The sequence below is a fragment of the Mesorhizobium sp. L103C119B0 genome, from assembly GCF_000502235.1.
In the GTDB taxonomy this organism is placed as follows: Bacteria; Pseudomonadota; Alphaproteobacteria; order Rhizobiales; family Rhizobiaceae; genus Mesorhizobium.
This window is the reverse complement of the sequence record NZ_AYXE01000004.1, coordinates 219,453-231,825: the sequence shown is the minus strand read 5'-3', so window position 1 is coordinate 231,825 and position 12,373 is coordinate 219,453. Positions and strand designations below refer to the sequence as shown.

11 protein-coding genes are annotated in these 12,373 nt (G+C 60.8%); 9 read left to right on the top strand and 2 right to left on the bottom strand.

Annotated features, from left to right (window positions below):
• Window positions 1-77 precede the first annotated feature (77 nt).
• Both X728_RS157675 and X728_RS157680 read right to left on the bottom strand, forming a co-directional pair.
• Window positions 78-500 (bottom strand): hypothetical protein, encoded by a 423-nt coding sequence (locus X728_RS157675; RefSeq protein ID WP_023684778.1) that lies wholly within the window; start codon window positions 498-500, stop codon window positions 78-80.
• A 128-nt stretch (window positions 501-628) separates the two neighbouring features.
• Window positions 629-1,180, bottom strand: a complete 552-nt coding sequence (locus X728_RS157680; protein ID WP_245266103.1) for a cytochrome c — start codon at window positions 1,178-1,180, stop codon at window positions 629-631.
• A gap of 530 nt (window positions 1,181-1,710) precedes the next feature.
• On the opposite strand from X728_RS157680, the gene X728_RS157685 reads away from it, so the two are divergent.
• The 9 genes from X728_RS157685 to X728_RS157725 all read left to right on the top strand — a co-directional run bounded on the left by X728_RS157685 (window position 1,711) and on the right by X728_RS157725 (window position 12,206).
• Window positions 1,711-3,225, top strand: a complete 1,515-nt coding sequence (locus X728_RS157685; RefSeq protein ID WP_348625630.1) for a tlde1 domain-containing protein — start codon at window positions 1,711-1,713, stop codon at window positions 3,223-3,225.
• Between the two features lie 180 nt (window positions 3,226-3,405).
• The gene (locus X728_RS157690) at window positions 3,406-4,191 is read left to right on the top strand and encodes a ThuA domain-containing protein (protein ID WP_023831104.1); all 786 of its coding nucleotides are present in this window, start codon (window positions 3,406-3,408) and stop codon (window positions 4,189-4,191) included.
• A 103-nt stretch (window positions 4,192-4,294) separates the two neighbouring features.
• Window positions 4,295-5,353, top strand: coding sequence for a Gfo/Idh/MocA family oxidoreductase (locus tag X728_RS157695; protein ID WP_023831103.1), 1,059 nt, complete (start codon window positions 4,295-4,297; stop codon window positions 5,351-5,353).
• 21 nt (window positions 5,354-5,374) lie between these two features.
• Window positions 5,375-5,776 carry a GFA family protein gene (locus tag X728_RS157700; protein ID WP_023689042.1) on the top strand — a complete coding sequence of 134 codons (402 nt, stop codon included), beginning with the start codon at window positions 5,375-5,377 and terminating at the stop codon, window positions 5,774-5,776.
• Between the two features lie 196 nt (window positions 5,777-5,972).
• Window positions 5,973-6,638, top strand: a complete 666-nt coding sequence (locus X728_RS157705; protein ID WP_023670314.1) for a hypothetical protein — start codon at window positions 5,973-5,975, stop codon at window positions 6,636-6,638.
• Between the two features lie 7 nt (window positions 6,639-6,645).
• On the top strand, window positions 6,646-9,414 hold the full coding sequence (locus X728_RS157710) for an OmpA family protein (RefSeq protein ID WP_023831102.1): 2,769 nt from the start codon (window positions 6,646-6,648) through the stop codon (window positions 9,412-9,414).
• 11 nt (window positions 9,415-9,425) lie between these two features.
• Window positions 9,426-9,920 carry a Rab family GTPase gene (locus tag X728_RS157715; protein ID WP_023670316.1) on the top strand — a complete coding sequence of 165 codons (495 nt, stop codon included), beginning with the start codon at window positions 9,426-9,428 and terminating at the stop codon, window positions 9,918-9,920.
• A 3-nt stretch (window positions 9,921-9,923) separates the two neighbouring features.
• Complete coding sequence (locus X728_RS157720; protein WP_023831101.1) at window positions 9,924-10,994, top strand: adenylate/guanylate cyclase domain-containing protein; 1,071 nt, start codon at window positions 9,924-9,926, stop codon at window positions 10,992-10,994.
• A gap of 144 nt (window positions 10,995-11,138) precedes the next feature.
• Entirely contained in the window at window positions 11,139-12,206 is a 1,068-nt protein-coding gene (locus X728_RS157725; protein WP_023684786.1) for a cyclic nucleotide-gated potassium channel, read from the top strand.
• Window positions 12,207-12,373 lie beyond the last annotated feature (167 nt).

Genomic DNA, 12,373 nt, shown 5'->3' with positions numbered 1-12,373 from the left:
GCGCTGACGACGGAACGAGATCGCCTCGTCTGGCCGGCCGGACTCGCGACGGCGTGGTCCGGCCGGAACTCCATCTGCTATGCGGGTATCAATACGGCGATGCGATGCACGCCGACCTCCTTGCTTGTATTCGTCGCTTCATCGGTCTTGCCCTTGGAGCAGGTGTACATATCACCCGTCTTGAGCTTGAATTCCTTGTCCGCTTTCTTGATCGTGAATGCACCTGAGGTAATGGTGCACACCATGTCGTTGTCCATCACGGTTTGAGGAGCATGTGCTCCGGGCTGAAACACAACGTCGATAATTGCGATGCTCTTGTAGGCGGGAATGTCAGCATTGCCGGTGCCGACCTCCACCACCCTGACACCGGGCGCAATCTCCTTGCCCTCTTTCGGGCCGTATTTCTTGATTTTTGCCGATGCCGCCAAGGTGAACAAAGGCGCTACCGCGGCGGTCGTCAGACCGAGGGCAATTGCAGACCTGCGATTCATGGTTTTCATTGCATCCTCCCGATGCTCGTCATGCATGGATATGCACGACCGCGATATATTAGCACAAACGAATTTACTTGTATGCAAAGTGACTGTGGCGCAGGCCAGCAAGAAATGCTCCGCCGGATAATGTCGCTTCACTGTACCTTTTGCCGGAATTTCGAATGACAGGTCGAGCAATCCTGCAGGATGAGATGCAGGATATGCTCCGCCGGCAGTTTGGTCGGATCGGCTTCCTCTGGAATCGAGCGCTTGCCGAGCAGGCTGCCGCCGCCCATCGCCAGGCCGGTGCCCATGCGCATGTCATCGGTGATGACGGCCGGCGCGCTTTCGGCCTTGGCGGCCAGAGCGTCGGCCAGCGTTCCGATATGATTTGCCAGGGCCTCGAATTCCGCCCGTGACTGATCGATCTCCAGCCTGGCCTGCGAAGGCGGTCCAAGCGAGCCGCTCGGAAATTCGGCAATCAGGGCAGGGCCGGTGCGCGCGCGCAGCGTGTCCGCTGCCGCCTTGAAGGCTGCCGCGTCATAGGCTTGCCTGCGGTCGAACATGCCGGCAATGGTTTTCGCAGCCGCCGCCATCTCCTTCATCGACGCCTGGCGGGCCGCGACGATCGGTCCGCTGCCGACGGAGGCGGCCATCGTAAGGGCACAGACCAGCCACAGCAGCGCCGCTTTCACAGTCCATCTCACGGCGCCATGTCCTTGCCCCATCCATCCGTGCTCAGCCAGCCGCAGCAGGGGTTCGACCTGCAGTCGGATTCTTCGGTCGTGATGCCGGTTCTCCTCGGTAAATTTCCGTCGCCGGAGGTCTCCGTCTCTGAGCAGATAGACCTTCCAGCCACCGGAAGGTCAACTGATTGAGAAGGCCGATCAGCGGGCAATCAGCACAGGCTTGCAGCAAGCTGACGCAGCGTTTCCTTGACTTGGATCGCAAAAACGGGCAGCAAGGCGGGGGTGAGGGAGAGCATTCTACCGTGGCGCAGACCATGGAGTGCTCTTTTTTTCGTATCAGGCGCCGCATAATCGGTGGCTGATGGAGGGATTGGTTAACCAACTTTGTCCATCTTTTGATTCAATCGGCAACAGACGCGAAAGGTGCAGGGGGCACCAGCGAACTGTGGATGTCACGGATGCGAGGGTCGCAAGCCTGCATGCCGATTGAGAGTGGTTGTATGGCGTTTTTGCGTTTGAAAGACCGGGGCGATACTCCTGAACGGGGTTTGACTTCGAAGAGATCCGGCCAGCGCTGGATGGTGGTGCCGGTTGTCGGCGCGGCCTTGGCGCTGTGGTCGGTGGCAACCATGGCCGGCCTCTATTCGCTCGGTACCTCGCTCACCGCAGCCTCCAACAGCCTTCCGCACAGTCTGCTTCTGCGGAACGCAGCACTTGCCGATTCGCGCCGCAGCCTCGCCAATTCGTGGGCGCCGCGGCTTTCGGCGCAAAAATCACAGGCCTCGCTGCTCAGCCAATGCGACGCCGGCTGCGCGCATGCCGCCGCGAACTTCGCGCATGACGGCAAGATGGCGCGGCTGAAGCCGGCCACGCACGCTGTGGCCCCGAGCAGTGTCGCCTCAAACATTGCGCCAAACACCAGCGTCGCTCTCGCCACTTCGCGCGGCATGCGCTTCGACGGCGTGGTGGCCAAGGCAGAGCTGTCGCCGCAAAAGCTGGCTGCCGCCTTCGCCAAGGCCTCGAATGCGCCCTTCATGCTTGCCAGCCTTCCGGTCGCTGCCCGTTTCGCCGAAGTCCGGCTGCCCGATCAGCATGGCCCCGCTTCGGAACGCTTTGGGCCGGAAGTGGCTGAGATCGAACGCTCGTCGCGCCTGGCGCTGGCGCTGGCCAACAGCTTGCCGGAAGACGCTGACATGCTGGCGCCGCCGCCCGCCGTTGCAGCAATCGCCGGAGGGCAGGATCCTGAGCAGGCCGAGGTTCAGGTCGCTTCGCTGCCGCCGCAGGACGATCTGCCCGACAACATTGCGTTGCCGGGTTGGCGTCCACGCGCCGAAACCGCTCAGCCTGCAGAGCCTCGGCAAGCCAGCAAACCCAGGGCAGCCAAGCCACAGACCGACAGGACGGCCGAGAGCCCCGCACCCCAGTCGCCGGGAAATTCGTCGCCGCGCTCGCCACGCAGTACTTCGGAGGTCGCCGCACTGCCTGGCGTGCCAGACAGCCAGAGCATCCAATCAAGCCGGATCAAGCCTGGCAAACGGTCGAAGACACAGGCCGGCGAGATGCTGGCCTATGCCAAGCCGGACGCCCCGGCGGGCGGCGTCGGCCGCGCCTTCAAGGATCTGTTCGCCACGCCCGGAATGGGCGGCGGCGTCGCCGTCTACGATATCTCGGCCAAGACCGTCTATATGCCGGACGGCTCGCGGCTGGAGGCGCATTCGGGGCTGGGTTCGATGGTCGACCAGCCGCGCTTCGTGCACAAGAAGAATGTCGGCCCGACGCCGCCCAACACCTATGATCTGCGGCTGCGCGAATCCCGCTTCCATGGCGTCGAGGCGCTCCGTCTCACTCCCGTCAGCGGCGGCAACAAATACGGCCGCGACGGCCTGCTCGCCCACACCTACATGCTGCGCGGCGGCCGTGCGGAATCCAATGGCTGTGTCGTCTTCAAGGACTACGCCCGCTTCCTTGCCGCCTACAAGAAAGGCAAGATCAAACGCCTCGTCGTCGTGCCGCGCCTGACCAAGCCGCTGACGCGGGTCGCTCAGGAAGGCCGAGGAGCGTAAGGCAGTAGGCAGTAGGCAGTAGGCAATAGGCAGTAGGCAGTAGGCAGTAGGGCCCAGGAGCGTCCATCGCCTGTTGATTGTTTTTCTGCCCCTATTGCCTATTCCCCACTGCCTATTCCCTTTTCACCCCCAGGCAGACTATGAGTGACCGCTGCGGGTCGGCTTCACCACGAGGACATCATGACAATACGCGCTGTCGTTTGGGGCGAGAACATCCATGAGCGGACCAATGAGGTGGTCGCCGCCCTCTATCCCGAAGGTATGCACACGACCATCGCCAAGGCGCTGAACGCCGACAATACGATCTCCGCCTCGACCGCCACGCTCGAGCAGCCGGAGCACGGCCTGCCGGCCGGCCGTCTGGCCGAGACCGACGTGCTGGTCTGGTGGGGCCACAAGGACCATGGCGCCGTTGCCGACGAGATCGTCGAGCGCGTCGCCCGCCGGGTCTTTGAAGGCATGGGGCTGATCGTTCTCCATTCCGGCCATTTCTCGAAAATCTTCAAGCGGCTGATGGGCACGCCCTGCACGCTGAAATGGCGCGAGGCGGGCGAGCGCGAGCGACTCTGGGTGACCAGTCCCAGCCATCCGATCGCCGAAGGCGTCGGCGAATATTTCGAGCTCGAGAATGAAGAAATGTATGGCGAGCAGTTCGCCGTGCCCGAACCGCTGGAGACCGTCTTCATCTCCTGGTTCCAGGGCGGCGAGGTGTTCCGTTCTGGGCTGACCTATCGCCGCGGCGCCGGCAATGTCTTCTACTTCCGCCCGGGCCACGAGACCTATCCGACCTATCACGACGCCAATGTGCACAAGGTGCTGCGCAATGCGGTGAAGTGGGCGCACAATCCGCAGGGCACCAAGTCGGCGATCCTTGAGGCGCCGAACGTGCCGGTCGAGAAGGCGCTGGAGCCGATCGTCGAGCGCGGCGGCAAGCTGCACGCTTCGGGCGAGGCCGGCTTCCGCTAAAGCAAAATCCAGGAAAAAAGGCGTAGCGGTTTTCCGCATGGGTTTCCTAGACCGTATCTGCGCCATATGATTGAATCGAACCAATTCGCTCGGAGTGCAGAGAATGCGGCTTTTGATACTGGGTACCGGCTGGATGGCGCAGGAGCATGCCCGCCGCTTCGGCGGTATCGACGGCGTCGAGATCGTCGGTGCTGTCGACGTCGATGAAAAGCGCGTTGGCGAATTTGCCGACGGGTTCAAGATACCGAAGCGATTCACATCGCTGGAAGACGCGCTGGCGTGGGGCGAGTTCGATGCGGTCGCCAACGTCACACCGGACCGCATTCACCACCCGACCACCATGGCGTTGATCGCGGCCGGCAAGCCGGTGCTGTGCGAAAAGCCGCTGGCCGAAGACTTCGGCAAGGCAAGCGAGATGGCCAACGCGGCTGAGGCAGCCGGCATCGTCAACATGGTCAACCTCACCTATCGCAATGTCGCTGCCTTGCAGAAGGCGCGACAGATGGTGCTGGCCGGCGAGATCGGCACCGTCCGCCACGTCGAGTCCTCCTATTTGCAGAGCTGGCTGGTGTCGAAATTCTGGGGCGACTGGCGCACCGACCCGAAATGGCTGTGGCGGCTGTCGCGCGACCACGGCTCCAACGGCGTGCTCGGCGATGTCGGCATCCACATCCTCGATTTCGCCAGCTATGGCGCCGCACTCGACGTCGACCACGTGTTTTGCCGGCTGCGCACCTTCGACAAGGCGCCAGGCAACCGTATTGGCGAATACGACCTCGACGCCAATGACAGCTTCGCCATGACGCTGGATTTCTCCAACGGCGCCTTTGGCGTCGTTCACGCCAGCCGCTGGGCGACCGGCCACATCAACGAATTGCGCCTGCGCATCTATGGCGACAAGGGCGGCATCGAAGTCGTGCACAATCTCGAGGGTTCGGAACTGAAGGCGTGTGTCGGCGAGGATATCGAGAACGGCAAATGGCAGGTGCTCGACGCCGGCACGGTGCCGACCAATTACCAGCGCTTCGTCGATGCGGTTCGCAGCGGCGTGCAGGCCGAGCCTTCATTCCACCATGCCGCCGAACTGCAGAAGGTGCTGGATCTGGCCATGGTTTCGGAACAGAAGCGGACGGAACTGAGGGCCAGCGCCGATACGCAGTGATGTGAAGGGGAGGAAGAAACTATGGTCTCGCGCCGCGCGCAATGTCTCTGCGGCCAGCTTTCAGCCGTCTGTTCGGGCGAGCCGGTGCGCATCTCGGTCTGCCACTGCCTCGACTGCAAGCGCCGCACCGGCAGCGCCTTCAGCTACAATGTCCGGTTTGCGCAAGCTGATGTATCGATCGAGGGGCGGGCGAAGCAGTTCACGCGCACCGGCGACGAGGGCGGCCGCGTCATCTACAATTTCTGCCCGGAGTGCGGCGCCGCCGTCCACTATCGCATCGACACGCAACCCGGCGTGATCGCCATTCCCGTCGGCGCCTTCGCCGACCCGTCGTTCCCGCCGCCCTTCCAGTCTTTTTACCACGAAAGCCGTCGCTGTGAGTGGGTCGAGATCAACGCCGAGCCGCTGGCGACGTTCGACTGAAGGCCGCTTTTTGGATACCCGGAACCGTCCGCACGCTCCGCGCCTTCAAGAGGGCATCGCCCCTGATTGCCATTGCCGGGCCGTTAGCCATCGCGCTCGGCTGCCCCATGAATAGGCATAAGTCAAGACGAATCCGGCTTGCGGCCCGATTGCTGACATGCTTACCTGACGGCATGTGTTCAATGGGGGTATATGGATGGCTAAGGAATCTTCGAATTCCGCTTCTTCAGAAAAGAAGGCGGACGTAAATCTGATAGGTAACACAGAAGGAAACGGGCTGAACTTCATGGGAGTTCAGGCCCGCGAAAACGGAACCGCCGGCGACGCCGTCGGTGTCGACAAGATCCGTGACCTGCTGTTCGGCAACCAGATGCAGGACTATGACCGCCGTTTTTCCAAGCTTGAAGAACGGGTGTTGCAGCGCTTCAAGGATGTCGAGTCCGAGGCCAAGCGCAATCTCGAAATGTACGAGTCGAATGCAAAGAAGCAGATCGATTCGCTTGCAGGGCAATTGCGGAGCGAAAAAGATTCACGAGCCGATGCCGACAAGGAGATCGACCGGAATCTTCGCGAGCAAAACCAGGCTCTTGAAAAGCAGGTGCGCACGTTGTCGGATCAGTTGAGCGCGCTCGAGCGCGACGTTTCGGACCGGATAAATCGAAACGATCATTTGCTGCGTGAGGAAATCAAGCAGAAGAATGAAGGCGTTCAGATGCTGATCGAGAAGATGTTTGCCGACCTCAGCAACGTCAAGACCGACCGAAATCTTTTGGCTGGCCTGTTTGTCGAGGTTGCAAAATGTCTCAATCAGGATCCCGTCGGGAGCAAGAGCAACTCGGACCGCAGCTGGAAAGTGAGTTGATGGGACCTTGACGTCCACCGTCGACCCATTCAACCTTCCGCAAAGAACAGCCTCGAACGATACAGAGATTGATCGCGAGGCTCTGGCTCGTCTTTTGATCGAAATTGCCCGGAACGTTGATCCGGACTACCGTGCGCAGTTCGAGGCGGTTCCCACCGCCGATCCGCGCATGGAAACGCTGCGGCAGTTGCTGGTCAGCCGCGAAATCTCGGAGCTTTCACGCGTTACGCATCTGCTCGACGAACCCGAGCAGCTTGCGGCGGCCGTGGGCGACGTTCTTCCCAGTGCTGCCGGACGAGCGCCTTACGCGCAACTCGGCGAGGCGCTTGCGCCAGCTGTCGAACGGGCTGTGCAACGGTCGATCCAGAAGAGCCCGCGCACGCTGACGGACATATTGTACCCGGTGTTTCTGCCGGCAATTCGCAAGTCGATCGGGGAAAAGATCGACCAGACCTTTCAGTCGCTGAATGAAACTCTAAGGCACATATTCACCTGGCACGGGCTCAAGTGGAGACTTGAAGCCTGGAGAACAGGGGCAAGCTTCTCGGCAGTTGTTCTGAAGCATTCCCTTGTCTACCGTGTGGAACATGCCTTTCTCATTCATCGGAATTCCGGCCTTTTGATAGCGCATGTAACTGCCGACAATGCGACGAGCGAAGATCCTCAGCTCATTTCTTCGATGCTCAGTGCGATTCAGGATTTTGTAAAAGACTCATTTAACGAGAAAGAGCAGAGCGGCCTGGACACAATCCGTTTCGGCGAGCTTCGTCTCTGGTCGGAAGTTGGACCGTTTGCGACACTGGTTTCGGTGATCCGGGGAAATCCGCCGGAGGAATTGCATGAAATCGTTCGCGATGTTTTGCTTCGCATCCATGAGCAATCCTCAGAGGCTTTAGAGCAGTTCGACGGCGACGGTTCGCGGCTGGCCTCCGTAGAGGCGCAGTTGCAGACCTGCGTCGAGCTCAAGCAAGAGGAATCAAACGACGGATTTCCGTGGCTGGTGGCGGCCGTTGCCCTGTTGCTCTTGAGTCTGGCAGGCGGTTGGTACTTTCTTTCCTGGCAATCAGCGCAGCGCTGGCAGGCTTATGTGTCGCGCTGGCAGGCTTACGTGTCGCGAGTGGAGGCCCAGCCGGGCATCATCGTTGCCGAACAGCAGGTACGCGATGGCCAGTTCTATATTGCCGGCCTGAGGGACCCGCTTGCCGTCGACCCGCAGTCGCTGTTGTCAGGCACGGGAGTCGATCCGGCCGGGGTTCATCCGCAATGGCAATTTTATCAGAGCCTTGAGCCGGAGTTCGTGCTGAAGCGGCTGACGGCGTCACTGTATCCGCCGGAAACAGTACGANATCCGCAATGGCAATTTTATCAGAGCCTTGAGCCGGAGTTCGTGCTGAAGCGGCTGACGGCGTCGCTGGCTCCGCCGGATTCAGTGCGACTTTCGATTGTCGATGGCCGCATCGTCGCCGAGGGTGAGGCTCCCGACACCTGGATCAGCCGGGCGCGCGCGGCGGCCCAGCAGCTTTCGGCAGGCGGGCCGGTCTTCGATATCTCGGGGGTTCGTGACGTAAGCCCCCAAGTGCGCGAGGCGGAGCGCTGGCACGCCTATGTGTCGCGACTGGAGACCCAGCCGGGCATCATCGTTGCAGACCAAAAGATAAGCGACGGCCAATTCTATATTGCCGGCCTGCGAGACCCGCTTGGCGCCGATCCGCAGTCGCTGTTGTCGGGAACAGAGGTCGATCCCGCCCGGGTTCATGCGCAGTGGCAGTTCTATCAGAGCCTTGAGCCGGAGTTCGTGCTGAAGCGGCTGACGGCGTCACTGTATCCGCCGGAAACAGTACGACTTTCGATCGTCGATGATCGCATCGTTGCCGAGGGTGAGGCTCCCGACACCTGGATCGATCGCGCGCGCGCGGCGGCCCGGCAGCTTTCGGCAGGCGGACCCGAATTCGACATCTCCAAGGTTCGTGACGTGAGCCCCGAAGCACGCGCGGCGGAGCACTGGCAGTATTATGTGTCGCGACTTGAGGCCCAACCGGGAATCATCGTCGCCCAACAAACGGCGAGGGGCGGACATTTCTATATTTCCGGCTTGAGAGACCCGCTTGCCGCCGACCCGCAAGCCCTGCTGTCCGGAACGGACGTTGATCCTGCCCGCGTTCATGCACAGTGGCAATTCTATCAGAGCCTTGATCCGAAGTTTGTGGTGAAGCGGTTGACGGCGGCGCTGTCCCCGCCGAAAACCGTTCAGCTCTCGATCATCCAGGGTCGCATTGTGGCCGTGGGTGAGGCTCCTGCCGGCTGGATCAACCGCGCGCGGGCCGCCGCTGAACAACTTTCGGCGGACGGAGTGGTTCTGGATGTCTCGCAGCTGCGTGAGCTGAACCTCGCAGAACTTAATCATTTGAGGCAGGCGATCCAGACGACCGATATTTTCTTCTCTTCCGGCAAGGTTGTGCCGGGACCGGAGCAGACGCCGGTTCTCGACAGGTTGGCGGATCAAATAAAGGAATTCGCCCAGAGTGCCCGCAATTCCGGCGTAACGGCGCGGTTCATGTTGACCGGGCATTCGGACACCACGGGCCGTGAGACGGCCAACGCGTCGATCAGCGCCGCCCGCGCCGAGACAGTTCGTGCGCTTCTCAACAAGCGCGGCGTTGCTCCCGAACTGCTGCTGGTTCGGGGCGCGGGCACTTTTGAGCCGGCTGTACCTGAAAACAGTCTAACCGGTAGCTCCACCAATCGCCGGGTTTCGATTACCGTAAACCTGGACTAGCGGAGCCCAACATGTTGCAAAAAAAGATCTGCATGCTGGGCGGTTTCGCTGTCGGAAAGACGAGTCTGGTCCGCAGGTTTGTGCAGAGCATCTTCTCAGAAACCTACTTGACCACCGTTGGAGTGAAAATCGACAAGAAGAGCGTCGCGCTCCCGGACAAAACCGTGGATCTGATTTTGTGGGATTTGGCCGGCGAGGACGATATCGGCTCATTCCGCGTCAGCTATGTTCGCGGTGCAACCGGGCTCGTGCTTGTCGTTGATGGAACCCGCGCCGCTACTCTTGCCGTGGCACTCACGCTGCGCGAACGGGTCGAGGCCGAATTCGGCGCCATGCCGTTCGTATTGCTGTTCAACAAGTCCGATCTGGCCGATCGGTGGGCGATATCGGATGGTGAGATCAACGAGTTGAGGCAACGTGGATGGCAAATCTATCTAACAAGTGCGCTTTCGGGCGAGCAGGTCGATGACGCCTTTCGTCAACTTGCCTTGATGGTCACCAAATAGACCATGCATGAATTGCCAAAAGAAGTCAGAAATTGGTTTTTCAATTTCTTCTTCGACGGGCACGCTGTCGCTTATCTGAAAATCGACGCTGAGCTTTGCATAGCTGCCAAGGGCGGTAATGTTGAACATTACGGGCTGTCATCGCTTCGCATCGGCAAGCCTGTTGCGGAGCAGCTTGAATTCATGGAAGGTTTGCTGCCTTGCCCGGAGCTTCCGTTTCGCATGGACATGGTTGAACTGCCCGGCGGGCGTGTCGCCGACCTCCATTTTTTTGCTGACAATGCGTTCGTGTGGCTTCTTTTTCTGGACGCCACTGCCGAACGAGACAACAGGCAGCGGCTTCAACAGAAGGCCTATGAAATGACGCTCCTGCAAGAGAGGGAGCGTCAACTCAACGAAAAATTGCAATCGACGAACGAGGCACTGAGAAAGAGCCAGGAGGGATTGGCGCGTGAATACCAGCGCGCCGAAACCCTGCTCCTCAACATTCTTCCGGCGTCCATCGCGGAGCGGTTGAAAGCGCAAAAGAAAATTGCCGACAACCATGCGGAGGTGAGTGTGCTTTTTGCCGACATCGTCGGCTTTACCGAAAGAGCGCGCAGCGTCGGAGCGGTGACGACGCTCGCTATTTTAAACTACTTCTTCAAGGCGGCGGATCGGCTCTCTGAGCGATACGGCTGCGAAAAGATCAAAACAATTGGCGATTGTGTGATGGTGGTCGCCGGCCTGCCCACGGCGCGATCCGATCATGCAAAGGCCCTCACGCGCTATGCGATTGAGCTGCGCAAAGCGGTCAAGCGGGAACGCTTCGCAGGAGAGCCGATAAGGCTGAGAATTGGAATTCACTCAGGACCGATCGTCGCCGGCGTCATAGGCAAGAGGCGGTTCGCCTATGACCTGTGGGGTGAGACCGTTAATCTCGCCTCACGTATTCAAACGTCCGCGGAGCCCGATGAAATCCGTATTTCCGATGCAACTTGCCAACTGCTTGGACCGAAATTTGCTTGCGACCCACTCGAGGAAACGGAATTGCGCGGTGCGGGTCGCGTGCGAATGTGGCGGCTCCCGAGCTGATCCGTCGCCTGCGGTGCGACCGTGGAGCGCCGATAGCGGCGCCCGAAAGCCATTGGCGTGACCTGATCTTGCGATCGCAAAGCACCCTTTGCGCTTGCCCGGAAGGCCTCTATTCTGGAGCACAGTGGCCGCTGGTGGGATAGAATGTCGGTACTGCCTTTTCTGAGAATCTACGCACCGCTAAATGCGGTGCTCGCTGCGCCTGGGCTTCTGGCGGTGGCTGCGCTCACGATGCCGAACATGTCCGGACGAAGCAGACTGGCTCTGGCTGCTGTGCTCGCTGTCATTTGGGCCGCCTATCTTCTGCAGATGGCCGAGACCCTGCTCAAGCGCTGGGCGGGAGACCTCAGGGACAGGACGCCGGCAATCGCGATCGATGTGCTCGCGGTTTTGGTTCCAGTCGCCGCATTTCTGCTCGACGGCACGCCCGACCGGAGCCTCTACTGTGCTGTCTGGCTGCTGAAGCCGCTGCGCGACTCGACCTTCTTCCCGCTGCTTGGCAGGGTTCTGGCCAACGAAGCGCGCAACCTGGTCGGCGTCACCACGGTCTTCGGCCTGGTTCTGTTCGGTGTCGCACTCGCGGCCTATGTCATCGAGCGCGACGTCCAACCGGAAAAGTTCGGCAGCATCCCCGAGACAATGTGGTGGGCGGTGGTCACGCTGTCCACTACCGGCTATGGCGACGACATTCCGCAAAGCTTCGCCGGCCGCGTCCTTGCCGGGGCTGTCATGATGTGTGGCATCGGCATCTTCGGGCTCTGGGCCGGCATTCTTGCCTCCGGCTTTTATCAAGAAGTCCGTCGCGAGGATTTCGTCCGCAATTGGCAATTGATTGCCGGCGTTCCGTTGTTTCAGAAGCTTGGCCCGGCCACGCTGGTCGAGATCGTGCGCGCGTTAAGACCCCGCACGGTGCCGGCGGGCGCCGTGATCTGCCGCAGCGGCGAGACCGGCGATCGGATGTTCTTCGTCGTGGAGGGCCGCGTCAGCGTCGCGACGCCGAACCCGGTGGAGCTTGGCCCTGGCGCCTTCTTCGGCGAGATGGCGCTGATCAGCGGCGAACCGCGTATGGCGACCGTCACAGCCGCAACTTCTGTCTCACTCCTGTCGCTGCACGCGGCGGATTTCCAGATGCTGTGCAGCAGCAGCCCGGAAATTGCGGAAATCATCCGCAGGACAGCGCTCGAGCGGCGCGGCGCGGCGCCGGTGGCTTGACCGTACAGCCGACGGTGGCCCGGCTGGAACTGGATGGTACGGCTCTATCGACCACGCGCGAAGGTTCTGGACGGCACGTGGAAGGTCCCAGAGGCGTAGCCGGAGACCTAAACGTAGCCGATCCACTCTACCGGCGGCTCGTTGTTTGGCGCTGTGCGTCGACAGTT